The sequence below is a fragment of the Brevundimonas vesicularis genome, from assembly GCF_044807075.1.
Taxonomy (GTDB): domain Bacteria; phylum Pseudomonadota; class Alphaproteobacteria; order Caulobacterales; family Caulobacteraceae; genus Brevundimonas; species Brevundimonas vesicularis_G.
Window position 1 is genome coordinate 1,285,702 of record NZ_CP085234.1, and the last position, 26,372, is coordinate 1,312,073.

29 protein-coding genes are annotated in these 26,372 nt (G+C 66.6%); 12 read left to right on the forward strand and 17 right to left on the reverse strand.

What is annotated here, in order from left to right; translation table 11 throughout:
• Positions 1 to 17: 17 nt before the first annotated feature.
• Both LG306_RS06280 and purL read right to left on the reverse strand, forming a co-directional pair.
• Entirely contained in the window at positions 18 to 458 is a 441-nt protein-coding gene (locus tag LG306_RS06280; RefSeq protein WP_404419071.1) for a DUF305 domain-containing protein, read from the reverse strand.
• Positions 455 to 2,683, reverse strand: coding sequence for a phosphoribosylformylglycinamidine synthase subunit PurL (gene purL, locus LG306_RS06285; RefSeq protein ID WP_404419073.1), 2,229 nt, complete (start codon positions 2,681 to 2,683; stop codon positions 455 to 457). Before purL ends, LG306_RS06280 begins: the two co-directional genes overlap by 4 nt.
• A gap of 110 nt (positions 2,684 to 2,793) precedes the next feature.
• Between purL and LG306_RS06290 the strand changes: the two genes are divergently transcribed.
• On the forward strand, positions 2,794 to 2,934 hold the full coding sequence (locus LG306_RS06290; RefSeq protein WP_404419076.1) for a hypothetical protein: 141 nt from the start codon (positions 2,794 to 2,796) through the stop codon (positions 2,932 to 2,934).
• Positions 2,931 to 3,176 (forward strand): Tat pathway signal protein, encoded by a 246-nt coding sequence (locus LG306_RS06295; protein WP_184279288.1) that lies wholly within the window; start codon positions 2,931 to 2,933, stop codon positions 3,174 to 3,176. Before LG306_RS06290 ends, LG306_RS06295 begins: the two co-directional genes overlap by 4 nt.
• A gap of 2 nt (positions 3,177 to 3,178) precedes the next feature.
• Here LG306_RS06295 and LG306_RS06300 read toward each other — a convergent pair whose 3' ends face one another.
• Positions 3,179 to 3,976, reverse strand: a complete 798-nt coding sequence (locus LG306_RS06300; RefSeq protein WP_404419078.1) for a hypothetical protein — start codon at positions 3,974 to 3,976, stop codon at positions 3,179 to 3,181.
• Between the two features lie 74 nt (positions 3,977 to 4,050).
• Here LG306_RS06300 and LG306_RS06305 point away from each other — a divergent pair, with 74 nt between their 5' ends.
• Both LG306_RS06305 and LG306_RS06310 read left to right on the forward strand, forming a co-directional pair.
• Positions 4,051 to 4,470, forward strand: coding sequence for a hypothetical protein (locus LG306_RS06305; protein WP_404419080.1), 420 nt, complete (start codon positions 4,051 to 4,053; stop codon positions 4,468 to 4,470).
• Positions 4,471 to 4,527: 57 nt separating this feature from the next.
• Positions 4,528 to 4,695: a hypothetical protein gene (locus LG306_RS06310; RefSeq protein WP_404419082.1), complete on the forward strand. Its 168-nt coding sequence runs from the start codon at positions 4,528 to 4,530 to the stop codon at positions 4,693 to 4,695.
• Between the two features lie 3 nt (positions 4,696 to 4,698).
• On the opposite strand, the gene LG306_RS06315 is transcribed toward LG306_RS06310, so the two are convergent.
• The 7 genes from LG306_RS06315 to purC form a co-directional block, all read right to left on the reverse strand.
• Positions 4,699 to 5,352 carry a hypothetical protein gene (locus LG306_RS06315; RefSeq protein WP_404419084.1) on the reverse strand — a complete coding sequence of 218 codons (654 nt, stop codon included), beginning with the start codon at positions 5,350 to 5,352 and terminating at the stop codon, positions 4,699 to 4,701.
• A gap of 7 nt (positions 5,353 to 5,359) precedes the next feature.
• A complete protein-coding gene (locus tag LG306_RS06320; protein ID WP_404419086.1) occupies positions 5,360 to 6,070 on the reverse strand; it encodes a hypothetical protein in 711 nt (236 codons plus the stop codon).
• A 102-nt stretch (positions 6,071 to 6,172) separates the two neighbouring features.
• Positions 6,173 to 6,835 carry a phosphoribosylformylglycinamidine synthase subunit PurQ gene (gene purQ / locus LG306_RS06325; protein WP_404419088.1) on the reverse strand — a complete coding sequence of 221 codons (663 nt, stop codon included), beginning with the start codon at positions 6,833 to 6,835 and terminating at the stop codon, positions 6,173 to 6,175.
• Positions 6,836 to 6,868: 33 nt separating this feature from the next.
• Positions 6,869 to 8,071 carry an MFS transporter gene (locus LG306_RS06330; RefSeq protein WP_404419090.1) on the reverse strand — a complete coding sequence of 401 codons (1,203 nt, stop codon included), beginning with the start codon at positions 8,069 to 8,071 and terminating at the stop codon, positions 6,869 to 6,871.
• 60 nt (positions 8,072 to 8,131) lie between these two features.
• Positions 8,132 to 8,611: a YbhB/YbcL family Raf kinase inhibitor-like protein gene (locus tag LG306_RS06335; RefSeq protein WP_404419092.1), complete on the reverse strand. Its 480-nt coding sequence runs from the start codon at positions 8,609 to 8,611 to the stop codon at positions 8,132 to 8,134.
• 96 nt (positions 8,612 to 8,707) lie between these two features.
• Positions 8,708 to 8,959 (reverse strand): phosphoribosylformylglycinamidine synthase subunit PurS, encoded by a 252-nt coding sequence (gene purS, locus LG306_RS06340; RefSeq protein ID WP_404419094.1) that lies wholly within the window; start codon positions 8,957 to 8,959, stop codon positions 8,708 to 8,710.
• Positions 8,959 to 9,717 carry a phosphoribosylaminoimidazolesuccinocarboxamide synthase gene (gene purC / locus LG306_RS06345; protein WP_045809860.1) on the reverse strand — a complete coding sequence of 253 codons (759 nt, stop codon included), beginning with the start codon at positions 9,715 to 9,717 and terminating at the stop codon, positions 8,959 to 8,961. The genes purS and purC overlap by 1 nt, the downstream gene beginning before the upstream one ends.
• Before the next feature lie 288 nt (positions 9,718 to 10,005).
• On the opposite strand from purC, the gene LG306_RS06350 reads away from it, so the two are divergent.
• The gene (locus LG306_RS06350) at positions 10,006 to 10,329 is read left to right on the forward strand and encodes a DUF1476 domain-containing protein (protein ID WP_205682776.1); all 324 of its coding nucleotides are present in this window, start codon (positions 10,006 to 10,008) and stop codon (positions 10,327 to 10,329) included.
• 185 nt (positions 10,330 to 10,514) lie between these two features.
• Here the strand turns inward: LG306_RS06350 and LG306_RS06355 are convergent, their stop codons facing one another.
• The 5 genes from LG306_RS06355 to purB form a co-directional block, all read right to left on the reverse strand.
• Positions 10,515 to 11,147, reverse strand: a complete 633-nt coding sequence (locus LG306_RS06355; protein ID WP_404419098.1) for a fasciclin domain-containing protein — start codon at positions 11,145 to 11,147, stop codon at positions 10,515 to 10,517.
• Between the two features lie 106 nt (positions 11,148 to 11,253).
• A complete protein-coding gene (gene purU, locus LG306_RS06360) occupies positions 11,254 to 12,096 on the reverse strand; it encodes a formyltetrahydrofolate deformylase (protein ID WP_404419099.1) in 843 nt (280 codons plus the stop codon).
• Positions 12,096 to 12,590 (reverse strand): DNA-deoxyinosine glycosylase, encoded by a 495-nt coding sequence (locus LG306_RS06365; RefSeq protein WP_404419101.1) that lies wholly within the window; start codon positions 12,588 to 12,590, stop codon positions 12,096 to 12,098. Before LG306_RS06365 ends, purU begins: the two co-directional genes overlap by 1 nt.
• 23 nt (positions 12,591 to 12,613) lie before the next feature.
• The gene (locus LG306_RS06370) at positions 12,614 to 13,345 is read right to left on the reverse strand and encodes a 2OG-Fe(II) oxygenase (RefSeq protein WP_404419103.1); all 732 of its coding nucleotides are present in this window, start codon (positions 13,343 to 13,345) and stop codon (positions 12,614 to 12,616) included.
• Between the two features lie 4 nt (positions 13,346 to 13,349).
• Positions 13,350 to 14,648, reverse strand: coding sequence for an adenylosuccinate lyase (gene purB / locus LG306_RS06375; RefSeq protein WP_137722239.1), 1,299 nt, complete (start codon positions 14,646 to 14,648; stop codon positions 13,350 to 13,352).
• A 187-nt stretch (positions 14,649 to 14,835) separates the two neighbouring features.
• Between purB and LG306_RS06380 the strand changes: the two genes are divergently transcribed.
• Positions 14,836 to 15,504 carry a glutathione S-transferase family protein gene (locus LG306_RS06380; RefSeq protein WP_404419105.1) on the forward strand — a complete coding sequence of 223 codons (669 nt, stop codon included), beginning with the start codon at positions 14,836 to 14,838 and terminating at the stop codon, positions 15,502 to 15,504.
• Between the two features lie 35 nt (positions 15,505 to 15,539).
• Positions 15,540 to 15,671 carry a hypothetical protein gene (locus tag LG306_RS06385; protein ID WP_404419107.1) on the forward strand — a complete coding sequence of 44 codons (132 nt, stop codon included), beginning with the start codon at positions 15,540 to 15,542 and terminating at the stop codon, positions 15,669 to 15,671.
• A gap of 4 nt (positions 15,672 to 15,675) precedes the next feature.
• Here the strand turns inward: LG306_RS06385 and LG306_RS06390 are convergent, their stop codons facing one another.
• On the reverse strand, positions 15,676 to 17,370 hold the full coding sequence (locus LG306_RS06390; RefSeq protein ID WP_404419109.1) for a lytic transglycosylase domain-containing protein: 1,695 nt from the start codon (positions 17,368 to 17,370) through the stop codon (positions 15,676 to 15,678).
• 84 nt (positions 17,371 to 17,454) lie between these two features.
• Positions 17,455 to 18,267, reverse strand: coding sequence for a uracil-DNA glycosylase family protein (locus LG306_RS06395; protein WP_295194832.1), 813 nt, complete (start codon positions 18,265 to 18,267; stop codon positions 17,455 to 17,457).
• Positions 18,268 to 18,462: 195 nt separating this feature from the next.
• Here LG306_RS06395 and LG306_RS06400 point away from each other — a divergent pair, with 195 nt between their 5' ends.
• From LG306_RS06400 to glyS, 5 genes are all read left to right on the forward strand, one after another.
• Positions 18,463 to 20,118: an electron transfer flavoprotein-ubiquinone oxidoreductase gene (locus tag LG306_RS06400; protein ID WP_404419660.1), complete on the forward strand. Its 1,656-nt coding sequence runs from the start codon at positions 18,463 to 18,465 to the stop codon at positions 20,116 to 20,118.
• 200 nt (positions 20,119 to 20,318) lie between these two features.
• Complete coding sequence (locus LG306_RS06405; RefSeq protein WP_404419112.1) at positions 20,319 to 22,196, forward strand: tetratricopeptide repeat protein; 1,878 nt, start codon at positions 20,319 to 20,321, stop codon at positions 22,194 to 22,196.
• Between the two features lie 3 nt (positions 22,197 to 22,199).
• Entirely contained in the window at positions 22,200 to 23,072 is an 873-nt protein-coding gene (locus tag LG306_RS06410; protein ID WP_404419114.1) for a 4-(cytidine 5'-diphospho)-2-C-methyl-D-erythritol kinase, read from the forward strand.
• A 111-nt stretch (positions 23,073 to 23,183) separates the two neighbouring features.
• The gene (locus LG306_RS06415; RefSeq protein WP_404419116.1) at positions 23,184 to 24,077 is read left to right on the forward strand and encodes a glycine--tRNA ligase subunit alpha; all 894 of its coding nucleotides are present in this window, start codon (positions 23,184 to 23,186) and stop codon (positions 24,075 to 24,077) included.
• On the forward strand, positions 24,077 to 26,275 hold the full coding sequence (gene glyS, locus LG306_RS06420; RefSeq protein ID WP_404419118.1) for a glycine--tRNA ligase subunit beta: 2,199 nt from the start codon (positions 24,077 to 24,079) through the stop codon (positions 26,273 to 26,275). Before LG306_RS06415 ends, glyS begins: the two co-directional genes overlap by 1 nt.
• Positions 26,276 to 26,372: the final 97 nt, after the last annotated feature.

Sequence of the window (26,372 nt, forward strand, 5' to 3'; positions counted from 1 at the left end):
GAAAGACCCTTAGCGCACTATTGCGCGCTCGGCGCCCAGGCCTTCATCTCGGCGACCTCGCGCGTCTGCGTGTCGACGACGCTCTGGGCCATGCGTCGAATTTCCGGTTCGCGGCTGTCGCGCAGGGCGACCTTGGCCATGGCGACGGCGCCTTCGTGGTGAGCGATCATCTTGGCGACATAGGCCTGATCGATCGTCTGACCCGAGGCGGCGGCCATCTTGCGGTGCATCTCGGCTTCGGAGGCGGCGAAGGCCCGATCTCCAGGCGTGGCTCCGGGGGTAGGGCCGCCCATGGCGTGACCGTCATGACCGGCGGCTTCCATCTGTTCCGTCGTGCGCGCCTCCGCAGCCTGGTTGGCGGCGGAGGCGTCGCGAAGCGCCTGTTGCACCGGATCGCCGCCGCCGTCGCAGGCGCTCAGCACGCCGAGCAGGGCAAGCGGCGCCAGGACGCGGATCATGCGGCGTCGCCCAGCCAACCCGGCATCCAGCCTTCGTGCCATTCGCGCAGATGGGCGACGGGGATGCTGAACAGTTCGCCCTTGTCGCCCTTGGAGGCGAAGGCGGCGCCGCCCGCATGGCCGACGACCGAAGCGTGCAGACCCGCCTCGCGCGCCTTGGCGATGATGGCGTCGGCGTCAGGCACGGCGACCAGGTAACGGGCCTGGTCCTCGGCGAACAGGAAGATGTGGGCGTGGGCCGAGCTGGAGGCGTCCAGGGTCACGCCGACGTCGGAAGCCAGCACTAGATCGGCCGCCGCGCCAATTAGACCGCCGTCCGAGAGGTCGTGAACCACGGTCAACTCGCCCGCCTCGATCCGGTCGCGCACGAAATCACCGGTCTTCTTTTCAAGCTTCAGATCGACGGGCGGCGGGGCGCCGTCCTCGCGGCCCAGGACCTCGCGCAGATAGATGGAGGCGCCCAGCTCGCCCTGGGTCTGGCCGATCAGGACCAGCGCATCGCCCTCGGCCATGGTCGAGAAGCCCGCCACCACGTCGTAGTTGGGCAGCAGGCCGACAGCGCCCACGGTCGGGGTCGGCGGAATGGCGACGCCGTTGGTCTCGTTATAGAGCGACACGTTTCCGCTCACGACCGGGAACACCAGTTCGCGGCAGGCCTCGGCCATGCCGTCGATGGCGCGCACGATCTGGCCCATGATCTCGGGGCGTTGCGGATTGCCGAAGTTCAGATTGTCCGTGATGGCGATCGGACGGCTGCCGACGGCGGTCAGGTTGCGCCAGGCCTCGGCCACGGCCTGTTTGCCGCCCTCATAGGGGTCGTTCTGGACATAGCGGGGCGTGCAGTCCGACGTGACGGCCAGACCCTTGTCCGTGCCATGCACGCGCACCACGCCGGCGTCGGCGCCGGTCGAGGAGTCCTGCAGCGTGTCGGCCATGACGTGGCGGTCGTACTGTTCCCAGATCCAGCGCTTCGACGCCATGTCGGGGCAGGCGACGACTTTCATCACCGCATCGGCCCAGTTCTCAGGCGCGGGAATGTCCGAGTGGTTCAGTTTCGGCTGAAGCTCCGGCTGAACCCACGGGCGGTCATACAGGGGCGCGTCGTCGAAAAGCGGCGCCAGGGGCACGTCGCAGACGGTTTCGCCGTGATGCTTCAGCACCAGATGGCCGGTGTCGGTGGTCTTGCCGATAATGGCGAAGTCCAGGCCCCACTTCTGGAAGATGCGATAGCCGACGTCCTCGTAGCCGGGCTTCAGCACCGCCAGCATTCGCTCCTGGCTTTCCGACAGCATCATCTCATAGGCCGTCATGCCGGTTTCGCGCTGTGGCACCTTATCGAGGTTCAGTTCGATGCCGACGCCGCCCTTGCCCGCCATTTCGACGGAGGAGGAGGTCAGGCCCGCTGCGCCCATGTCCTGAATGGCGGCGACGGCGCCCGAGGCCATCAGCTCCAGCGTCGCCTCAATCAGCAGCTTCTCGGCGAAGGGGTCGCCGACTTGAACCGTGGGGCGTTTGGCCTCCGACTCGTCGTCGAACTCGGTCGAGGACATAGTCGCGCCGTGGATGCCGTCGCGGCCGGTCTTGGAGCCGAAATAGACCACGTCGTGGCCCGCCTCGGGCGCGGCCGAATAATAGATCTCGTCGGCGCGGGCCAGGCCGACGCACATGGCGTTGACCAGGATGTTGCCGTTGTAGCCCTTGTGGAAGTTGGTCTCGCCCGCGACCGTCGGCACGCCGACGCAGTTGCCATAGCCGCCGATGCCCGAGACCACGCCCTTGACCAGACGCTTGGTCTTCTCATGGCTGGGATCGCCGAAACGCAGGGCGTTCAGCAGGGCCACGGGGCGCGCGCCCATGGTGAAGACGTCGCGCATGATGCCGCCCACGCCCGTCGCCGCACCCTGATAGGGTTCGATGTAGGACGGGTGGTTGTGGCTCTCCATCTTGAAGATGCAGGCGTCGCCGTCGTCGATGTCGATCACGCCGGCGTTCTCGCCCGGCCCGCAGATGACGCGCTCTCCAGTCGTGGGGAACTTGCCCAGGTGGATCTTTGAGGACTTGTAGGAGCAGTGCTCGGACCACATGACCGAGAAGACGCCCAGTTCGACATGGTTGGGCTCGCGCCCCAGTCGGTCGAGGACGACCTGATATTCATTGGGGGCCAGGCCGTATTCGGCGGCCAGTTCAGCCATCGACTTCTGGGGGGTCTTTTGCGGAGCGCTCATGGGCGGCGCTTCTAGCCGCAGATGGGCCGAATGTCAGCCCGCGCGGCGCAAGAACGGGGAACATCGTCCATCGCAGGTGGTTGATTTCGTCGACAGCCAAAGGAGCCCCCATGACCGACACGCCCATCGACCCCGCCGCCACCCCCGAAGACGACGACCTGCCCGAGATCGCCGCCGACGACGCCGGCGCCTCCGCCCTGGCCGAACGGGCTCAGAAACAGGCCGATGACGCCGATGAGGACGAGGCGTGAGCAAGCCCCACACCGACCGCATCGTCCCGGCCTCGGGCCAACAGATGGATCGTTCCAATGATCCAGAAACCACGGCGGAGATGGACGCCGCAGCGCCTGAAGCGGCCCTAGCCAGCCGGCGTCAGCGGCTGACCGGTTCGGCCGTCGGGGTCGGCAGCGTCGGCTTCGATGAAACCGGCGCCTTCGACGTCGGCGCCGATGACCACGCGCCTCAGGACGACGCGGTCACCGACAAGCCCTGAGCCTATCGAGCGCGTTCGACGCCAGGTCGCAGGCGGAAGGTCAGCAGCAGGCCGCCGATCAGCAGGACGATCGCGCCGGCCAGGGCCGTGAAGGCGACGGTCGGCTTGTCCGCCTGTTCGGCGACGAACGCGCCCAGAAGGCCCCAGGCGGTCGGCAGCGGATAGGCGAGGGTGCGCAGCACCGCCGTCACCGCCAGGGCGACGAACGTAACGGCCACGATGGCGACGATGTCCCACAGGTCAGGCGACAGGGCGGCGGGCAGGGCGTTAAACGCGGTCGCCGTCGTGATCAGGTTCAACGGCGCAGCCACCGTCAGCCAGCCCGCCAGGGCCGCCAGCGGCCAGACCAGGAGGATGCGCTCGCGATCGAACATTTTCAGCGCGCGGATATGGCCCGATACGGCCAGCATCGGCAGCAGCAGCGCGATCAGCGAGGCGAAGATCACGCCCACGCTGGCGGCTTTCAGGTTCAGGGCCGCGACGATGATCCAGAAACCGATGCCGAAGAAGGCGACGGCGGACGGCAGGCCCATCCGGCCCAGCAGCGGGCTTTCACCCGTCTGCGGCAGGGCCTGACGGATCGCATAGGCCAGAATGCCGATATAGATCAGGCCCCAGATCGAGAAGGCGTAGCCCGCAACGCGCAGGGTGCTGGCGCCGTCGGCGGCGAACTCGGCCTGGTTCAGGCCCAAGCCCGCCAGGTTCTGCACCAGGGGCACGATGATGGCGAACAGGGCGGCGGCCAGGACGACCAGACGACGGGTGCGTTGGCGGGGCGTGGGACGGATGATGGACGACATTCGATTTCCAGTGCGACGCTTGTTTGACCTTTACGCCTTGCCTTGGTGGAAGGTTCACCGCGACAGCCAGAAAAGTGAAGCTTGCATTGGCGGCCTGCGGCTTCATCCTGCCCGACATGACACTGAAAGCCTCCCTGTCGGCTCTGTCGATCGCGATCGTCGTGGCAGCGGGCCAGGCGTCCGCCCAGACGAGCGGAGCGCCTCTGCCGACCTCGGTCCAGACTGCCTGGTCACGTGTTCGCGCGGCCCTAACGGCTCAGCAGCAGGCCAATGAGGTGCGAGGTTTCCTGTCGGCGCTCGCCAACGAGAACGGCCGGCCGACGACCCCGGCGCTGGATGCGCGCGATATCGCCTCGGGCCGCGCCGTGTCGCTGGACGACCCCGCCCTGCTGCAACGTCCGCAAGCCCATGAGGTCACGGTGACGGTGGACGGCCAGTTCCTGATTTTCCGCCCGCTGTCCCGCGCCAGCCTGGAGCCGTTTTTCGGCCGTTAGGAACAATCGGCCCGACCGCGTGGTTGTCAGAGGCAGTCTATACTCAAGGAGCCCATCATGGCCGATATCGACAACACTCAGCCCTCGCTCGAAGACGAAGTCGCCGCCAACCGCGCCATCGAACAGGGCCTCGGCGTCGGCGCCCGCGAACTGGCCGCCCAGCGCGAACCGGGCGGCGTGGTTACGCCGGGTGAAGCGCCCGATACGGATGGCGAGACCGCCTGACGCTCAGGGCCTGGGAGCGGTGGCCACTTCCTTGGTATCGGCGTCGTTCACCGTCACCTGCGCCATTCCGTCGTAGGAAAAGACCCGCGACTGGGCGCTGTCGACGCCGCCTACGAAGGTTGCAGTTCCGTAGCCGGTGTACGCCGTTGTCGCGCTTGTTCCGATGCTGATGGAGTCATATCGCTGGCCCACACGTGACGGATCGCTGGACACCATCACAAAGCGCTCATTGGCGCGTGGTTTGAACAAGACCGAATAGTTCACGCCGCGATACATGAACTCATCGGGCGTGAAACGGCGGGTGTCGCGACCCTCGGCATCGAGAATCGTCACGGCCGGCGACAGAATCCGTAAAGGCTCTAGATAGGCCCCTACCGTCAGGGTCTTGTCCTCGCTGTCGGCTGGAATGGCGAACAGAGCATAGGCCGAGGACACGCCGTCAAGGGCTGCGCAGGGCGCAGTCTGGTCGACGTGCGCCGAGACATAGTGGACCGCCTGTTCCTTGGGAGGGGTCAGGCTGACCGCCTTTGTCAGGTCCACTGCCATGCAGTCTGTGCGGTCGAACGTCAGCGTGGCCGGCGCGGGCGGTGCGACCGTCACGCAACCGGCCAACCCCACGACGCCCGCGGCGACAACGGATGCAAGGGCGAAACGCATGACGAGCCTATCGCAGCAGTTGGGCGGCGGTGTCGGCGACCTGATACAGGGCGTCCTGAATGCCAGCCGCGGTGCGCGCAGGATCTTCCAGCAAGGCCTCGCGGTTCTTGAACTCATAGGCCGGGTTCGGCGACAGGGTGATGGCGCCGGAGCCTTCGGTGTTCATCATGTTGCAGACGATGCGGTTGTCCATCAGGATCTTGGTCGGGTCATTGGCGGCCACCAGGCGAACCTTGGCCCCTACCGAGGGCCGGAACGGTTGGAAGGCGCCTGCCGAGAGATAACCGTAGTGGGTGACGACGACGTCGATATAGGCGTCGACCGGACCCTCGGGCGTCGGGTAGCTGACCAGGAAATCGCGTTTCCCGCGCGGCGCGTCTGTCTTCTGGACCTTGACCTGATAGCCCTGCGATCCGAGTTTTTCGGCCAGCCGCGTCTCAAACAGGGTTTCGCCGTCGAAGGACGCCGTCTCCAACGCGCGATTCAGCGCGGCCCGGCGCTCGGCCTGGATGCCGGCGTCGACCAGTGCGCCGATCAGGCCGAAGTTCGAACCCATGGACGCGACTTCGTAGGCGATCGCCTGGTCTTCCGCCGAATCGTCCAGGACGGTGATGGTGCGCACGTTCGAGGCGGAGCGCTCATAAGGCGTCGCGACGTAAGGCGTGGCGCATGCGGTGACGAGCATCGCGGATGCGACGACAACGAATTTCTTGATCATTTGAACTCCCCCAATGCCGGTTCGATGGCGCGGCGCGGGGAGGTTGTCAACTCAGGCGAGCGATGATTGACGCTCTGCGGTCAGGCTCGGCGGACGGGTGCGTCAAGCTGCCGCATAGATGCTCTGGAACAGGGTCGCGCCGTCGGCGGAGCCCAGTTCGGCTTCGAAGGCGCGGTCCGGGTGGGGCATCATGCCCAGAACGTTGCCGCGCGCGTTCTGGATGCCGGCGATGTCGTTGACCGAGCCGTTGGGATTGTCGACGTAGCGGAAGACCACCTGACCCTCGCCCTCGATCCGGGCAAGGGCTTCGGCGTCGGCGAAGAAGTTTCCGTCGCCGTTGCCCTGAGTCATCGTCACTTCGCGCTGGCCCTGATAGCCGGCGGTGAAGCGGGTCTGGCCGTTGGCGACGGTCAGGGCGATGGGCTTGCAGACGTATTTCAGACCCTTGTTGCGCAACAGGGCGCCGGGCAGCATTCCGGCCTCGCACAAGATCTGGAAGCCGTTGCAGATGCCGACCACGGCGACGCCGTCGTCCGCGGCCTTCCTGACCGCCTGCATGACCGGCGATTGGGCCGCCATGGCGCCGCAGCGCAGATAGTCGCCGTAGGAGAAGCCGCCGGGAATGACGATCAGGTCAAGGCCCTGCGGCAGTTCGGTCTCGGCGTGCCACACCATCGAGACCGGCTCGCCGGTGGAGCGTTCGACGGCGACCTTGCAGTCGCGATCACAGTTGGAACCGGGGAAGACGATGACGGCTGCGCTCATGGCGCGGCCCTTTAGCAGGGTTCTTTCGCCTTGTCAGGCCGTCGCGCGCGCCCGACTCGTCAGCCAGGCGATCAGGAAGATGACGAAGCCGCCCAGCGACAGCCCCATGCCGACCCAGCCGGTCGAGGCCCAGCCATAGCCCGCTGCGATCGCCATTCCACCGAGCAGCGGGCCGATGGCGTTGGCCGTATTGAACGCCGAATGGTTGAGCGCCGCCGCCAGGGTCTGGGCGTCGCCGGCGACGTCCATCAGCCGCGTCTGCAGGATCGAACCCAGGCCGCCTCCGCCGCCGATCAGGAAGACCACGACCATCACCGCCCACAGGTGCGGCGCCGCCAGCGGATAGAGGGCCAGCGCCGCTGCACTCCATATCAACAGGCCGCCCGCCGCCTTGAACCCCAGATGATCCGCCGCCCAGGCCCCCAGGATATTGCCAAGGAACATGCCGACGCCGAATACGGCGAAGACCCACGGCAGGACAGCGGGGCTGGCGCCCGTCACCGCCTCAATCGTCGAGGCCAGATAGGCGTAGACCGCGAACATGCCGCCAAAGCCGATGGCGCCCACGCCCAGCGTAAGCCAGACCTGGCTGCGCTTCAGGGCGCCCAACTCGCGCCACGGGCTGGCGTCGGGATGGGCCGGATCGCGCGGCGCGAACAGGGCGACCAGCGCCATGGTCAGAACCGCCAGCATGCCGACGATGGCGAAGGTCCAGCGCCAGCCGTGGGCATGGCTGATGATGTTGACGACGGGCACGCCCAGCACGGTGCCGACCGTCAGTCCCATCAGGATGGTCGACACCGCGCGGGTGCGGAAATGCAGCGGCACGATCGAGGCCGCGACCAGGGCCGCCACGCCGAAATAGGCCCCGTGCGGCAGGCCGCTGAGGAAGCGGAAGACCAGCATCCAGTGATAGGTCGGGGCCAGGGCGCTGGCCACATTGCCGATGGCGAACAGGGCCATGAAGGCGATCAGCAGCAGCCAGCGTGGGTAGCGCGCGCCTAGCACGGCTAGGATCGGCGCGCCGACCACGACGCCGGCGGCATAGGCGCTGATGACGTGGCCGGCGGTCGGCGCATCGACGCCGAGCCCTGCGGCGAAGTCCGGCAGGATGCTCATGGCCGCGAACTCGGTCACGCCGATCGCGAACCCGCCCATGGCCAGGGCGATCAGCACGAGGGCGACCGCCCCGCGCGAGCGGACGGGAAGGGCGGTGTCGAGGGCAGCGTCTGTCATGTTGCGCCGCACACTAATCAGCGTTCATGACGTCACAAGGGCGACGCCGCCCTGCATCGATCACGCTTTGTTTTCGTAGGTCGCGGTGATCGAGGCCTTGGCCAGGGTGTGGAAATGCAGGTTGAAGCCGAACACGGCGCCGGAATCGTCGGCGGTGACGTCCAGCGTCTCCACGTCCACGGCGAAGACGGTGAAGATGTAGCGGTGCGGACCATGACCGGGCGGCGGGGCGGCGCCGCCGAAGCCGGGCTGGCCATAGTCGGTGCGGCCCTGGATGGCGCTGTGGGGCAGATGCCCGCCCGGCGATCCGGCGCCGGCCGGCAGCTCGGTCACATCTGCGGGAATATTGGCCACCGTCCAATGCCAGAAGCCCGAGCCGGTCGGCGCATCGGGATCATAGCAAGTGATCGCGTAGCTCTTGGTCCCTTCCGGCGCGCCGGACCACGAGAGCTGCGGCGAAGTGTTGCCCTTGGCGTGAACCTGGGCGTCCGGCAGCACGCCGCCGTCCTGGATATCGGTGGAGGTAAGGGTGAAGGTCATGGGCGCTCCGTCAATCAAACCGTCTGCTAAACTGGCGTCGATGCCGAAGGATGCAACCGTCTCCTTCCCGCAACATGGGAGAGGAGACAGCAGATTTTACGCCGCCTCGATGCGGTAGCTTTCCATCACCGTATTGGCGAGCAGTTGCTCGCACATCTTCTTGGCTTCGCCTTGCGGGTCTTCGGCGCCCGTGAGGTCGAATTCGATCAGCTTGCCGACGCGGGCGTTGGAGACGCCCGACCAGCCCAGACCCTGCAGCGCGCCCTCGACGGCCTTGCCCTGAACGTCCAGGACGCCAGGCTTGAGGAAGACGTGAACCTTTACCTTGCTTGAAGCGGTTGGGGCCATCAGTGCAGTCCTCCCTGAATCACCGTCGGCATGCCCTTCATGATGCCCAGGCGACGCGCGACTTCGGTATAGCTCTCGATGACATCGCCCAGGTCGCGGCGGAAGCGGTCCTTGTCCAGCTTTTCGCCGGTGGAGGCGTCCCACAGGCGGCAGCTGTCGGGGCTGATCTCGTCGGCCAGCAGCACGCGGCTGAAGTCGTTTTCCCACACCCGGCCGAACTCGATCTTGAAGTCCACCAGGGTGATGCCGACGGCGCTGAACAGGCCCGACAGATAGTCGTTCACCCGCACCGTCATCGCCAGCATGTCGTCCAGCTCCTGGGTCGAGGCCCAGTTGAAGGCGGTGATGTGCTCTTCGGTGACCATCGGGTCGTTGAGCTCATCCTTCTTGTAGTAGAATTCGATGATCGAGCGGGGCAGAGGCGTGCCTTCCTCGATGCCCAGGCGCTGGCTCATCGAGCCGGCGACAATGTTGCGGCACACGACTTCCAGCGGAATGATCTCGACTTCGCGGATCAGCTGCTCGCGCAGGTTCAGGCGCTTGATGAAGTGGTTGGTCACGCCGATGCCGTTCAGGCGCGACATGATGAACTCGCTGATCTGGTTGTTGACCACGCCCTTGCCTTCCAGGACGGCCTTCTTCTGCGCGTTGAAGGCTGTGGCGTCGTCCTTGAAATACTGGATCAGGGTGCCGGGCTCGGGTCCTTCGTACAGGATCTTGGCCTTGCCTTCGTAGATCTTCTTGCGCTTGCTGTTCATGGTCCGGTCCCGGCTTACGGGCGCCCTCCAGAAACAAAAATCGCGCGGCCATATGTGGATGGGAAGGACCCGGTCCTGGCGGCGCGTTTCGGAATCGTTCGGGCAGTCAATCTCGTTCGGGGTCTCCTTAGCCGAAGGCGGCCCTGGACACAAATGGGATGGCCGGACGCGCAATGACTGGGGACAGGATGTCCATGCGACGGAAGTCAGGTTGCGTTCACGGTCGGGCGGTCTATAGACGGCGCTTGCCCCGACGTTAGCGGGGTGGACGGAGCTTTGCTGAGCGAAATGACGACCTTCGACGATCGGGAAAAGGCCTTCGAGGCCAAGTTCGCCCTCGATCAGGAGCAGGAGTTCAAGGCCATCGCCCGGCGCAACCGGATGCTGGGCCTTTGGGCTGCCGAAAAGATGGGGCTGTCGAGCGAAAGCGCGGACCAATATGCCGCCGCCGTGGTGCGCGCCGACTTCGAACAGCCGGGAGACGAGGACGTGTTCCGCAAGGTCGCCGGTGACTTCAAGGCCTCGGGCCTGTCGGTGTCGGAGGGCGAGATTCGCTCCAAGATCGACGAGCTGGCCTCGATCGCCCGCGAGCAGATTCGCGCCGGAGAGTAATCGCCCCGGTCTTTGGACTGATCTGAGAATTCGAAAGGGCCGCACCCGGGGGAAAGTGCGGCCCTTTCTTCTTGCCGGGGACGTTGGGGGGATGTCTCACCCGGCGTACTGTGCGTCTCGCGCTCCTGAAGAACACCAGGGCCGAGATTTGGTTTCAGGCGTCGCCGCCCGAAACCAAATATTTTTTACGGCATCAGAACCGTGTCGACGACGTGGACGACGCCGTTCGATTGGCCTACGTCGGCTTGCGTGATCGTGGACTTGCCGCCCTTGGCGTCGGTGATGACCCAGGTGTTGTTCGGGCCGGCCGAAACCTTCAGTTCTTCACCTTGAACCGTCTTTAGCGTGGCGGTGCCGCCGTTGGCCTGGGCCTGCGCAGCGATATCGGCGGCCGTCAGACGACCGGCGACCACGTGGTAGGTCAGGATTTTGGTCAAATCAGCCTTCATCGCCGGCTGCATCAGGCTAGTGCGCGTCGCCTCGGGGATCTTCTCGAAGGCGGCGTTGTCAGGGGCGAAGACCGTGAACGGGCCGGGACCCTGCAGAGTCTCGACCAGGCCGGCGGCCTTCACGGCGGCGACCAGGGTAGTCAGGTTGGAGGCCTTGGAGGCGTTGGCGACGATGGTCTCGTTGGGGCTCATGGCTGCGCCGCCGACCATCGGATCGGTTGCTGGAGCCATTGCGGCGCCCTCAGCCGGAGCCATGGCGGTGGACTCGGCTGGGGTCGTGGCGGCTGGTTCGTTGTTGTTGCAGGCGCCCAGCGCCATCAGCGCGCCGCCGGACACGGCGACGAGCATCAGATTGCGAAGATTTGTCATTGTGTTTCGTTCCCTTTGGGCCGCTCTCAAGGCGGTAACAGGAACGTTACGCGTCAGACCGAACAATGGATGCGTGTCGCGCGACAAGTTATCGCAGCTTGACCATTCAGTCTTCGAACACAACCGTCTTTGTGCCGTGCAGCAAAACACGGTCTTCCAAATGACGCCTGACCGCCCGCGCCAAGACGCGACGCTCGATATCTCTGCCTTTGCGGATCAAATCTTCGGGCGTATCCCGATGGCTGATGCGTTCTACGTCCTGTTCGATGATGGGGCCTTCGTCCAGGTCGGGCGTGACGTAGTGGGCGGTGGCGCCGATCACCTTCACGCCGCGCGCATGGGCCTGATGGTACGGGCGAGCGCCCTTGAATCCCGGCAAGAACGAGTGGTGAATGTTGATGCAGCGTCCATTCAGCTTACGGCTGAGATCGTCTGACAGAATTTGCATATAGCGGGCGAGGACAACCAACTCGGTCCCCGTCTCCTCGATCAGGCGCAGCAGTTCGGCTTCCTGCGCCGGCTTGTCGGCGGCGCTGACCGGCAGGTGATGGAAGGGCAGGTCGCCCAGATCCACATGGCCGATCATTTGGCGCGGGTGGTTCGATACGACCGCCGTCACCTGCATCGGCAGTTCGTCGATGCGCCAGCGGTAAAGCAGGTCCGCCAGACAGTGATCGAATCGGGACGTCAGGATCATCACCTTGCGCAGAGACGGTCCTCGAAGAGTCCAGTCCATGGCGAAACGCTCTGCTAACGGCGCGAAAGCGCTGCGGATCGCAGTCTCGGCGTCGCCGTCCGCCGGTTCGAAAACGACGCGCATGAAGAAGGTGGCGCTGGAGGCGTCGCCGAACTGCTGAGCGTCGGAGATATTGGCGTCCCGCTGCAACAGGAAGGCGGAGACGGCCGCGACGATGCCGTGGCGGTCGGGGCAGGACAGGGTCAGGATCATCAGGCGGCGGGCTTATCCGGGAAAAACTTCCTCAGTATGGCCCAGGTTTCGGCCTTTGCCGACAAGGATATGGCGTGGGCCGGGCTGGAGGACGGCAGGTCGACCAGAATGATATCGCCCGTGTCGCCAATAATGCGTCGCCCCAGCTTGGCTGCCAGCTTTCCATTGAAAGCGACCGCCCTTAGCGCCGGCAAGCCACCGATCAGTCCGCGCAAATCGGCCGCCTCCGGTGAGCGGATCGCCGCATCTAGGCTGCCCGACCGCTCCGCCGCAGCAATCACGTCCCATAGACCGACGCCGCGCGCCTTCAATCGGTCGAGACGCTGCTCGTAGGGCAGGACCGCAAGGTCTTCGCCCAACACGCCGCCGATCAGCGGCCAGAAGGCGTTGCGCGGATGGGCGTAGTACTGGGCCGCCTTCAGCGAGGCGTCGCCGGGCAGGCTGCCCAGGATCAACAATCGGGTTTCCGTATCGACGATGGGTGCGAACCCCAACCGGCGATCGCCCGTATGATTTGTCACTTGACCGGCGGGTCGTCGCGCAGCCAGCCGGTGATCGAGCGGCGCTTGCCGCCGGCGTAGGCGGCGACCGGCGCGACGGAGTGCTGGCGGGGCGTCTTGAACACCGTCCAGACGTTGAAACCCGGCTTGAAGCCGCGCTCGATATCGCCGTTTGCGTCGTGAAACAGCAACTGGCCGCCCCAGTCCGGCCGCCAATCGCGCGAAAGGCCCAGCGTATAGGCAGCCCGCCGCTCGCCGACGCCTGTGTCGTCGTGCTGGGTCAGGAAGTCGCCCGGCCGGAACCAGGTCGCCTGAGCGTCGATCTTGGTCACGCTCGCTTCGCCGGTCACCGTCTTGGCGAATGTGGTGAAGGGCGTGTCGTTGAAGAACTGCACCAGGGCGTGCGTCGCATGGCCTTCGTCCTTGCCGGTCAGCAAGGTCGTGATGATCGGATAGGCCAGATAGATGAAGGAGAAACCCTCGCGACCCTCCGCCAAAGCGCGCTGTATCTGGGCGCCGATAGCGTCGCGGCCCATGGCCTGCATGTCTTGCGGCGACAGCAGCTTGCCGCCCTCCGGCGTCTTCAAGGACAGATGCCAGGCCGTGTCGTGTTCGAGCGCCAGCTCAAGCCATTCAGCGCTGGCCGCGTCCAGCAAATCGGGCACCTGCACCATGCCGTCGCGCGCATAAGCCGCCGCATAGTCGCGGGGATCGAGCCGGGGATTGAGCCGGATCGTGCGCTCGCTCATGACGTCAGTCTCCGAACACCCGCTTGAACACCACGTCGACGTTCTTGGTGTGATAGCCGAGGTCGAACAGGGCTTCGAGCTGGTCGGCGGGCAGGGTGACGCGGTCGTCGGCTTTTAGGAAATCCAGGAAGGCGCCTTCGCCGCGCCAGACCTTCATGGCGTTTTCCTGAACGGCGGCATAGGCGTCTTCGCGCGACACGCCGGCCTGGGTCAGAGCCAGCATCACCCGTTGCGAGTGCACCAGACCGCCCAGGCGGTCGATGTTCTTCTGCATGTTCTCAGGATAAACGTTCAGCCGCTCGACCACATTGGCCAGACGGTGCAGGGCGAAGTCCAGATGGATGGTAGCGTCCGGGCCGATGCCGCGTTCGACCGAGGAGTGGCTGATGTCCCGCTCATGCCACAGGGCCACGTTCTCCATGGCGGGCGTCACGGCCGAGCGGACCAGACGGGCCAGACCGGTCAGATTCTCCGTCAGGATCGGGTTGCGCTTGTGCGGCATGGCCGACGAGCCCTTTTGACCCTTGTCGAAGAACTCCTCGGCTTCGAGGACTTCGGTGCGTTGCAGGTGGCGGATCTCGACGGCGAGACGTTCGACCGAGCTGGCGACGACGCCCAGGGCGGCGAAGAAGGCGGCGTGGCGGTCGCGCGGGATGACCTGGGTCGAGACCGGCTCGACGGTCAGGCCCATCTGGTCGGCGACATATTGTTCGACCGCCGGATCGACGTTGGCGAAGGTGCCGACGGCGCCCGAAATGGCGCAGGTGGCGATCTCTTCCTTGGCGGTGATCAGGCGGCGTTTGGCGCGCTGGAACTCGGCATGATAGCCGGCCAGTTTCAGGCCGAAGGTGACGGGCTCGGCGTGGATGCCGTGCGAACGGCCCACGGTCGGGGTGTATTTATGCTCCTTGGCGCGTGTCTCCAGCGCGGCCAGAACCCGGTCGACGCCCTCGATCAGCAGGTCCGAAGACCGCGCCAGCTGAACCGCGAAACAGGTGTCCAGCACATCCGAAGAGGTCATGCCCTGGTGCAGGAAGCGCGCTTCTTCGCCAACGATCTCGGCGACGTGCGTCAGGAAGGCGATGACATCGTGTTTGGTGGTGCGTTCGATCTCGTCGATGCGGTCGGCGTCGAAGGTCGCATCCTTGCCCTTGGCCCAGATGGCGTCGGCCGATTCCTTGGGGATCACGCCCAACTCGGCCATCTTCGTGGCGGCGTGGGCCTCGATCTCGAACCAGATCTTGTATTTGGTTTCCTGGGACCAGATGGCGGCGGCGACGGGGCGGGAGTAGCGCGTGATCATGGGCGGGTCGTGTCGGTCGTGGGGGGCGCTGAGTCAAGGTTTGGCGGGGCCGTGAGACTGACTTTGACAGCCCTTGTTCCAGATTCAGCGCGCTTCTCGCACGCCGCTCGGATCGCGGGCGACGCCTTGGCGGTGGTTGTGCCGAGGCGGGCGGCAAGCCATTGATGGCGGCGACAGGAGACGCGTGATGGAACTGGTGATCGGCGACAAGGCCTATTCGACGTGGTCGCTGCGGCCGTGGCTGGTGCTGAAACATTGCGGCGCGGTCTTCGATGAGATCATCGTGCCGCTGAACCAGCCCGACACCGATCAGCGCATCCGTGAACATTCGCCGTCCGGTCTCGTCCCGGTGCTGAAGGTCGAGGGCGAGGTGATCTGGGATTCGATGGCCATCGCCGTCTGGGCGGCCGAACGCTATCCGCAAGCCCGCCTCTGGCCATCGGACGCCCATGCGCGCTGGCTGGCGCGTTCGGCGGCGTGCGAGATGCATGGCGGCTTCACCGCCTTGCGGACGGCCTGTTCGACCGGCCCGGATCACTGGATGGTCGGCCCCAGTCGCGCACCCGCGCCGGACCATCCGGGCCTGGCCAAGGATTTGCGCCGGATCGTCGAACTGTGGCGGAGCCTGCGTGGGCGGTTCGGGGCGGGCGGGCCGTATCTGTTCGGCGAATGGTCCGTGCCGGACGCCTTCTTCACGCCGGTCGCCGCCCGCATCCGCCATTTCCAGTTGGACCTTGCGGCGCACGGAGACGACGGCACGGCCCGGGCCTATGCCGAGACCTTGCTGGTCCATCCGCATTTTCTTGAGTGGGAAGCCGACGCGCTGGGCTTAACGCACGACAACCATCCCGGCTGACGCAGCGTTAAGCGGACGTTGTTATCTCTTTGAGGATGACAAGCCCGATCCTGCCCAGCCCTCAGACCCAAGCCGCTGCGCGCGGCCTCAATCCGGTCATGGCCTATGGGCTGGCGGCCCTGGTCGGGGCGGCCTTTTGGGCCAGCCTGCTGTTCGCGGTCTTCTAAGAAGTCAGCGCGCGCCGGCGATGGGCGTCGTCTCGGCGATCAGGACCGGCTCGGCCTGCGGCGGCGGGGCGACGTAATCCAGCGCCATCGGAACGGCGCGCGCGCCCGACGCGACGGCGTCCAGTGTCTTTAGTGGGCCGCCGAACAGCCGCTGATAGATCCAGTAGCTGGCCATAACCTTTTCGACGTAGTCGCGCGCTTGAGGCACGTCGATCGTCTCGATCAGCAGCAGGGGATCGGCGTCCGCGCCCAGCTTCCTGACCGCCGCCAGCATCGGCCCAGGCCCGGCGTTGTAGGAGGCCACGGCCCGCAGCAGATCGCCCTGGAAGGCCGGCAAGGCCAGCATCTTGTTGATGTAGGCCTGGCCCAGACGCATGTTGACCGCCGGAACCAGCAGCTTGGTCGGGTCCGAGACGAAGGTGCGATCGCCGGTCATTTCGGCCGCCGTCGTCGGCATGACCTGCATCAGCCCATAGGCGCCGACGCTGGACCGGGCGTTGGGATTGAAATCGGTTTCCTTGCGCGCCAGAGCGTAGACCAGCGCCCGCTCGATGACGAAGCCGCCTTCGGGCGCCAGGTCCGGCATCGGATAACGGGTCGCGTCGATGCGGCTGGCTTCAGCCGAGGTGTTGATCGGCAGGATGGCGCGCGCCAGGGCGGTCCACATCTTGGCCGCATCGCCGACGGCGGTGCGCAGCCCGGACCGCAGCTCGGTCTCGGCGTCGGCGTTGCGCCCGACCTCATAGAAGGCGACGGTGCGTTTGGCGCGGGCGTCGGCCTGGACGAAGGCTTCCAGGGCGGTCGGTTCGACGGCGGCGCTCTGTGGCACATAGGCGGCGCGACGCAGGCGGGGCTCGGCCTGGTAGGGGCGGGGCCCCATGTTCTCGATCGTCGGCTCTTCTCCGAGCTGACGCAGGGCGATCTGGCCATAGAAGGTAGCCGGCCACTGGGCCGACAGGCGCAAATAGTCGGTCACGCGATCCTGACGACCCGACTGGGCGGCGGCGCGCGCGGTCCAGAAGGCGGCGCCGGCGCGGACCCAGGCATCCTCGGTCGGATCGTTGGCGACGCGTTCGAAGGCGGCGAAGGATTCGTGGAACTGGCCCAGACGCCATTCCGCCAGGCCGACCGTCCACCAGTCGCCGATCTGGCGACCCAGGGCCGAGGCGCCGGTCAGGTCGTCGTTGTTGTAGGCGACGCGCGCCGCCTTGGCCGGATCGGTGACGCCGCCGTCGCCGGACACGGCGCTGACCAGACTGTTCCAGGTGCGGCCCAGCACGCCGCCGGGACGCACCGGCTCGGGCGCGCCGTCGGGGCGACGACGCAGCGCCAGCGTATAGACCCGGTCCGCGCACGGCAGATCCGAATAGGTCTCAAGCCAGGCCGTCAGCTCTTCGTAGGTGGCGACATGATCGGGATGGAACAGGCTTTCGAACTCGACCTGACCCAGCAGCACGCGGTCCTGCGCCTGCCGAGCCGCCATGCGGGCCGTCTCGATGTCGCCGCGTCGCAGGGCGTCGAAGGCGGTGGTGTAGGAGATTCTGTCGGCCGAACTCAGCGCGGTGGGACGTCCGGAACCGGCCCCGGCTCCGGCCTCGGCGGTTGACCCGTAGGGCGTCTCGGCGGTCGCGGCCGTCGTGGCGGCGCAGAACGCAAGGACAAGCGTCGACGCGAGGATCGCGCGGCGGAACAGAAACATAAGCGGCGGCCCCCTCGTTGGCGACGCGCGTAAGATACAGGCGCGTGTATGGCGATCGGTCGTCAGCATGCGAACATGCCGCGATTAGCCTTGTTCTTCAACCGAGTCCGTTTCAAGGCGAACGGCCAGCGAAAGCAGGTCGCTCCACACCTGTCGTTTCGCTTGTGGCTGACGCAGCAGAAAGGCGGGATGCAGGGTCGGCATGACGGGCGCCGACACCGCTCCCTCCAGCAGGCGCCATTCCTTCCAGGCGCCGCGCAGCTTCATGATGCCTTCCTCGGCGCCGAGGACCGACTTTGCGGAGGCTGCGCCCAGCAGCAGCACGGCCCTGGGCTTCAGCAGGGCGAAGGCGCGCTCGACGAAGGGCGCGCACACCGCCTGTTCCTGCGGGCTGGGGGTGCGGTTGCCGGGCGGGCGCCAGAAGACCGTGTTGGTGATGAACACCCTGTCGGTCAGGCCTGCCGCCGCCAGCATCCGGTCCAGCAACTGCCCGGCCTTGCCGACGAAGGGCTGGCCCGCTCGGTCCTCTTCCGCGCCGGGCCCTTCGCCGATAATCAGGACCGAGGCATTGGGGTTGCCGCGTCCGAACACCGATTGCGTCGCGCCCATGCCGCGCAGCGGACAGCCCTCGAACGCCGCGACCGCCGCCGCCAGATCCTGAAGCGTCGCGGCGCCGGCGGCCAGCCGCCGCGCCTCGGCCAGGGCGTCATCGGCGTTGACGCCGGCCAGAGGCATGATGACCGAGGCCGTCGCCCTCTGCACCGCCTTGACGGCCGGCGGCGGGGCGATGTGTGTGTGATCGACGGGCGCATCGCCATAGCAGGCGTCGACCCCCGCATCCCGCCAGAAGGCGAGCAGGCTTTCGACTGCAGCGATGTCATGGGGTTGCGCGTTCATGTCTCGAACCACCGATAAGCCTTGACCGCCCTCGCGTCACCTTCCGATAAGCGGCATAACCACACAGATAACCGGGATTCAGGGGAAACCATGGCCGAAGACGCCATCGAAGGCGGTGCGGAAAACGCCCGTCAGGACGCCATCATCGACAATCTGCCGCCGCTGGAGGCGCTGAACGGCGTCGAGCGCGAGATCATGGAATACGATGTCGTGATCGTCGGCGGCGGCCCGGCCGGCCTGTCGGCGGCGATCCGCCTGAAGCAGCGCGCGGAAAAGGACGGCAAGGAAATCACCGTCGCCGTTCTGGAAAAGGCGGCCGAGGTCGGCGGTCATATCCTGTCGGGCGCGGTCATCGATCCCAAGGCGCTGAACGAGCTGTTCCCCGACTGGAAGGAACGCGGCGCGCCGCTGGAGACGCCGGTCACAAAGGACAAGTTCCTGCTGCTGGGCCCGCAGGGGTCGGCGTCGCTGCCCATGCCGCTGATGCCGCCCTTCATGCACAATCACGGCTGCTACATCGCCTCGCTGGGCAACGTCACGCGCTGGCTGGGCGAGCAGGCCGAGGCCCTGGGCGTCGAGGTCTATCCCGGCATGGCCGCCAGCCACGTCGTCTGGGAAGAAGAGACGGGTCAGGTGAAGGGCGTCGTCGCCGGCGTCTTCGGCATCGACCGCGAGGGCAAGCCGACCGGCGACTTCCAGCCCGGCATCGAACTGCACGGCAAATACGTCTTCATCGCCGAGGGCGTGCGCGGCTCTCTGGCCAAGACCATCATCGCCAAGCACAAGCTTCAGGACGGCAAGTCGCCCCAGAAATACGGGATCGGCCTGAAAGAGTTGTGGCAGGTCCCGGCCGACAAGCACCAGCCCGGCCTGGCCCAGCACACGACAGGCTGGCCGCTGGACGAACACACCGGCGGCGGCAGCTTCCTGTATCACTTCGGCGATCGCTACGTGGCCGTCGGCTATGTGGTTCACCTGAACTACAAGAACCCGTTCCTGTCGCCGTTCGACGAGTTCCAGCGCTTCAAGCACCACCCCGAGATCGCCCAGCACCTGCAGGGCGGGACACGCATCTCCTACGGCGCGCGCGCCATCACCGAAGGCGGCCTTCAGTCGATCCCGAAGCTGAGCTTCCCCGGCGGCGTGCTGATCGGATGCTCGGCCGGCTTCGTGAACGTGCCCCGCATCAAGGGCAGCCACAACGCCATGAAGACCGGCATGCTGGCCGCCGACGCCGCTTACGAAGCCGTTCAGGCTGGGCGCGCGGGCGACGAACTGGTCGAATACCAGACCGCCTTCGAAAAGAGCTGGGTCTACAAGGAGCTGTCGGTCGTCCGGAACGCCAAGCCCCTGTTGTCCAGGTTCGGCACGACGCTGGGCGGGGCGCTGGGCATGTTCGACATGTGGTGCCGCACCCTCTTGGCCGGCCTGTCGCCGATCCCCACGCTGAAGCACGAAAAGACCGACGCCGCCTCGACCGGCCTGGCCGCCGACCACAAGGCGATCGCCTATCCCAAGCCGGACGGGAAACTGTCGTTCGACAAGCTGTCCTCGGTGTTCATCTCCAACACTAACCACGCCGAGGACCAGCCGGCCCACCTGAAGCTGCTGGACCCGTCGATCCCGATCCGCGTCAACCTGCCCAAATACGGCGAGCCGGCGCGGCTTTACTGCCCCGCGGGCGTGTACGAGGTGGTCTATGGCGACGAGGCGGCCAAGGCCGATCCGCGCTTCGTCATCAACGCCCAGAACTGCGTCCACTGCAAAACCTGCGACATCAAGGATCCATCGCAGAACATCGTCTGGACCACGCCGGAAGGCGGCGGCGGTCCCAACTATCCGAACATGTGACGAGCCCCTGATCCCGCTCATCCCCGCGAAAGCGGGGACCCAGTCCTTTGGGCGATCAATGCAAAGGTTGGCGAGGCTGTGCTCGTCCAACTCACTGGCGACGGAGAAACTGGGTCCCCGCTTTCGCGGGGATGAGCGGAAGAGGAGGAACAACCATTCATCCTCTTGCGAGGGCGGATGAAAGCGTGAAGGGTCCGGGCATGATCGCCTCCCGTTCTCGCCTGTTCGCCGCCTCCCTGACCGTCCTCGCCGTGGCGCTTGCCGGCCACGCCTCGGCTCAGGAAACGACCCCGCCCGCCCCGACACCGGAGACCCATCCGCCGGCCGTGATCCTGGAGCCGGGTCAGACGGCGCCGGGTCAGGTCGCGCCGGGTCAGGCGCCGACCGAGGCCGCGCCCGATCCTCACATCATCATCACCGACACGCCCGCGACGCCGGCGATCCCGGCCGTCTGGGCGCCAATCCCGACGAACGCCGAGGGCCGCAGCGCCTATGGTCTGTATCTGGCGGGCAAGCTGGCCCTGATGCAGGGCGAGGGGGCGACGGGCTCGGACTATCTGGCCCAGGCGGAACGGCTGACGCCGGAACAGCCGCGCGTGCGCGAACAGGCCTTCACCTCCGCCCTGCTGACCGGCGACCTGGACGTGGCGGCGGCCCTGGCCCCGACCGATGCGACGGCGTCTCCCGCGTTCGTCGAGGGCGGGCGGCTGGTGCGTCTGGTGCAGGACTTCGTGCGCGGCGACGCAAGGACGCCGAACGCCGAACTGGCCCGTCAGCCCATCGGCGCACCGCACGCCCGCGCCGGTCTTCTGGTCGCGCCGTGGATCGCCGCCGCAGCGGGCGACTGGACCCGGGCGCTTCAGCCGGTCCCGACCGCCGGCGATCCCCTGACCCTGGCCTTCGCCCGCATCAATCGCGCCGCCCTGCTGGAAAAACGTCGCGACTATGCCGAGGCTGAGGTCGAGTTGAAGACCGCTTCCGAAGTCGCCGGCGTCGGCGCCCTGTTCAAACGCCCCTATGGCGAGTTTCTGGAACGGCGCGGTCGCCGCGACGACGCCGTCGCCCTGTATGAAGCCGCCATGGCGGTCCAGCCCGTCGATCCGGGCGTGGCCCGCGCGCTGCAACGGCTGAAAGACGGCGGCCGCCCGCCCGCCTTGCCCGACTTCCGCGAAGGCGCCGCCCAGGGCCTGGTCACCGCCGCCGCCCAGGCTTCGGCCGAACGCGGCAACGAGTTCGCCGCCGTCTATCTGCGCCTCGCCCAGAACCTGCACGACGATGACGAGACGGAATATCAGCTGGCCCAGGTGCTCTCCCGCGCCGGTCTGAAATCCGCCGCCCGCAACGCCCTGTCGCGGGTCGGGACCGCCGATCCGCAACTCTACGCCGCCGCCCGCGCTCAGCTGGCCGTCGCGCTGGAAGAGGATGGCCAGTCGCAGGACGCGCTCATCGAGCTGCGCCGCGCCGCCGCCGCCAGCCCCGACGATCGCCAGATCGCCCTGGTCCTGGCCGGTCAGCTGATGCAACTGAAACAGCATGATGAGGCGCTGAGCCTGCTGGACGGGCCGCTTCTGAACACCGCCGATCAGGGCGCCAGCGTCCACTTCCTGCGCGGCGCGGCCTATGAGGCGCTGGGTCGTGTTCCCGAGGCCGAGGCCGAACTTTGGGCCGCGCTTCAGACCGCGCCGAACGACGCCGACATGCTGAACTACCTCGGCTATCTCTGGGTCGATAAGGGGCTGCGGGTTCAGGAAGGCGCCGAAATGATCGCCCGCGCCCATGCGCTGGAGCCCGACAACGGCAACATCCAGGATTCCCTGGGCTGGGCGCAGTTCAAACAGGGCCAGTACGAGACCGCCGTCAACACGCTGGAAGAGGCTGTCGACAAGGAGCCGTCCAACGCCGAGATCAATGATCACCTGGGTGACGCCTACTGGAAAGTCGGCCGGCAACGCGAGGCCGTCTGGCTGTGGAACCGCGTCCTGGTGCTGGAGCCCGAACCCGAACGTCGGGCCGAGGTCGAACGCAAGATCGCCAATGGGCTGGACAGCGCGCCGAGCGTTCAGGGCGTCGCGCAATAGGTCATGCCTGCCCTGACCGCCCTGGCGCCGGCCAAGATCAATCTGTTCCTACACGTCGGCGCGGTGGATGCTGACGGCTATCATCCGCTGTCCAGCTTGGTCGCCTTCGCCGATGTCGGGGATCTGGTGTCGGTCGAGCCGGCGGATCGCTTATCGCTGACGGTCGCCGGGCCGTTCGGCGGCGGGCTGGGGCCGACAGATGACAATCTAATCCTGCGCGCGCTGCGGCAGTTGGGCGAGGCCTGCGGCATCGGAGAGCCGAAGCTCAAGGTCACGCTGGACAAACACCTGCCCATCGCGGCGGGGCTGGGCGGCGGATCGTCCGATGCAGGCGCGGCGCTGAAGCTGGCGCGCGACGTGCTGGCGATCGATCTCGACGACGCCGCGCTTGAGGCGGTCGCGGGCGTCGTCGGGGCGGACGGGCCGATGTGTCTGCGGATGCGCACGGCCTGGGCCGAGGGAAGGGGAGACGTGCTGACCGACGAACCCCGCCTGCCGCTGCTGCCGGCCGTGCTTTTCAATCCCGGCGGCCCGTCGCCGACAGGCGCCGTCTACCAGGCCTATGACGCAGGGCCGGTCAGATCGGCGAACCGCCCGGCGCCTCCCACAGACTGGAGCGTGGAGGCGGTGATCGACTGGCTTTCGGTTCAGCGCAATGATCTGGAGGCGCCGGCGGTGTCCCTGACGCCCGCCATCGCGCAGGCCCTGCGCGCCGTCGCCGACACGCCGGACGTGGCCCTGACCCGCATGTCCGGCTCGGGCGCGACCGTGTTCGGCCTTTATCGGACGGATGCGGCGGCCAAGGCGGCGGCGGCGATCCTGGCCGAAACTCACCCGGCCGCGTGGGTCCGCCCAACCTGCCTGGCTGCGTCTTAAGCCGGCTCTTTGCTGGACGCCGCCAAATGGCCGGCCTCTGCTTGTTGAAGCGGAAGGCCGCGGGCCCTATGGTCCGCCGTCTTTTTTGCAGCCCCTCCCCACGAGCCCGATTTGACCACCTCGACCGAGCCGCTCGCGTTTCAGGACCTGATCCTGACGCTCCACCGCTATTGGGGCGAGCAGGGCTGCGCCATTCTGCAGCCCTATGACATCGAGGTCGGGGCCGGCACGCTGCACCCCGCGACCGTCCTGCGCGCGCTCGGCTCGAAGCCGTGGCAGGCCGCCTACGTCCAGCCCAGCCGCCGCCCCGGCGACGGCCGCTACGGCGAAAACCCGAACCGCCTCCAACACTATTACCAATACCAGGTCATCCTGAAGCCGAACCCGGACAACCTTCAGGAGCTGTATCTGGGGTCGCTGGCGGCCATCGGCATCGATCCGAAACTCCACGATATCCGCTTCGTCGAGGACGACTGGGAAAACCCCACTGTCGGCGCCTGGGGCCTGGGCTGGGAGGTCTGGTGCGACGGGATGGAGGTGACGCAGTTCACCTATTTCCAGGGCGTCGGCGGCATCGAGGTCGATGTGGTGTCGGGCGAACTGACCTACGGGCTGGAGCGTCTGGCCATGTATGTCCAGGGCGTGGACAACGTCTATGATCTGAAGTTCACCAAGGAGGGCCTGACCTATGGCGAGGTCTTCCTGGAGAACGAGCGGCAACAGTCGGAAGCCAACTTCCACGGCTATGACGTGGACGGTCTGAAGCGGCGGTTCGAGGACATGGTGGGCGAGGTTCAGCGCCTGCTGGACATGCGTGGCCCGCAGGATCAGCCGCTGGTCCTGCCCGCCTATGATCAGGTGCTGAAGGCCAGCCACCTATTCAACCTGATGGACGCCCGCGGCGCCATCGCCGTCGCCGAACGCCAGAGCTACATCGGCCGCATCCGCGAACTCTGCAAAGCCTGCGCTCTCGCCTACGTCGAACAAGAGCGGAAAACCGCCTGATGCCCCAACTCCTCCTCGAAATCTTCTCCGAAGAAATCCCCGCCCGGATGCAGCAGGGCGCCGCGCGCGACCTGGAGCGGATGGTCTCCGACCGGTTGAAGGCCGCCGGCCTGACTTGGGAGGCGCTGACGACCTATGCCGGTCCGCGCCGCCTGACCTTGGTCATCGACGGCTTACCCACGGCCACGCCGGACCGCGAGGAAGAGGTCAAGGGCCCGCGCGCCTCGGCCCCGGAACAGGCGCTGGAAGGCTTCCTGCGCAAGACCGGCCTGACCCGCGATCAACTGACCGAGCGCGATGGCGTCCTGTTCGCCGTCCTGTCGTCCAAGGGCCGCGCCACGACCGATCTGGTCGCCGAGACGGTGGATCAGGTGATCCGCACCTTCCCCTGGCCCAAGTCGATGCGCTGGGGTGCCGGCACGCTGCGTTGGGTGCGTCCGATCAAGCGCATCCTGTGCCTGTTCGACGGCAAGGTGGTCCCGTTCGAGATTGACGGAATTCAGAGTGATGCGATCACCGAGGGGCACCGCTTCCTGGGGTCGGGCGCGCTGCTGCGCGTCAGCGACTTCGTCGACTACCGCGCCCAACTGGAAAAGAACTTCGTCCTGCTGGACGTCGCCGATCGCAAGCTGCGCATTTTGGAACAGGCCAAGGCCGCCTGCGCTGCGCGTGGGCTCGCCCTGGTCGATGACGACGGCCTGCTGGACGAGGTGGCGGGTCTGGCGGAATGGCCGACCCCGATTCTGGGCGACATGGACCCGCAGTTCCTGGCCCTGCCGCCGGAAGTCGTGCGCCTGTCGATGAAGGTGCACCAGAAGTATTTCGCCGTCCGCGATCCGTCCAAAGACGGCCTGGCCCCCAACTTCCTGGTCGTCGCCAATGTCGAGGCGACCGACGGCGGCAAGGCCCTGGCCGCCGGCAACAGCCGCGTCTTGTCCGCCCGCCTGAACGATGCCCGGTTCTTCTGGGAGGAGGACCAGAAGGTCGGCTTCGACGCCTGGAACGCCAAACTGTCCGGCGTCACCTTCCACGCCAAACTGGGCACCTTGGCCGAGCGCGTCGAGCGCATCGCCGGTCTGGCGCGTGAGATCGCGCCGCTGGTCGGCGCCGACGCCGATGAGGCCGAAACCGCCGCTCGCCTGTCCAAGGCCGATCTGCTGTCCGGCATGGTCAGCGAATTCCCGGAACTGCAGGGGATCATGGGCGGCTACTACGCCCGTCTCGCCGGCCATTCCGACGCGATCGCCGACGCCGTGCGCGACCACTACAAGCCCCAAGGCCCCGCCGACACAGTCCCGACCGCCCCGGTCACGGTCGCCGTCGCCCTGGCCGACAAGCTGGACACCCTGGTCGGCTTCTTCCTTATCAAGGAAATGCCAACCGGCTCTCGCGATCCGTTCGCTATTCGTCGTGCGACGCTCGGCCTCACCAATATCATTGAGCAATCGGGCCGCCCGATACCAATCAGGGGCCTGCTGCGATCAGCCATTTCTCAGCACGTCATCCAGTCCGTTCAGTCTGAGGAACGGGAGTTTGATTACCAGTCAATCTCCACCATTGATTTGCATGGATCGATTGCGGCGGCTTCGACGTGGACCGATCAGCAGAAGCCGTCACCAGACGATCTGGCCGATAAGGGTGACGAACATTTTGAGTGGTATGTTTCTGTACAATCGGAGCCGATCCTCGCCTTCGTTCAAGACCGCCTGACCGTCCTCCTGCGAGATCGAGGTCAGCGCCACGATCTCGTCGCCGCCGTCTTCGCTTTGGGCGACGACGACCTCGTCCGCATCGTGCGTCGGGTGGAGGCGCTGGCCGCCTTCCTCGCCACCGACGACGGCGCCAATCTGCTGGCCGGCTACAAGCGCGCCTCCAACATCCTGCGCGCCGAGGAGAAGAAGGGCCCGCTGCCCACCGGCATGGTTCAGACCGGCCTGCCCAATCAGCCCGAGGCCGAGACCACCTTGGCCTTCGCCGTCGGCGCCGCCCGCACCGCCGTCGAGGCCGCGCTGGAGACCGAGGACTTCGCCGCCGCCATGACGGCCCTGGCGCGCCTGCGTGCGCCCGTGGACCGCTTCTTCGACGACGTTCTGGTCAACTCCGACATCCCCGCCGAACGCGAAAACCGCCTGAAGCTGCTGGGCCAGGTCCGCGACGTCATGGGCCAGGTCGCCGACTTCGGCCAGATCGCGGGGTAGGGGCCGCATTGTCTCCTCCCCACTTGTGGGGAGGGGGACCGCGTAGCGGTGGAGGGGCTCTTGACGTCACACCGCTGCGATGGGGTGAAGAACCCCT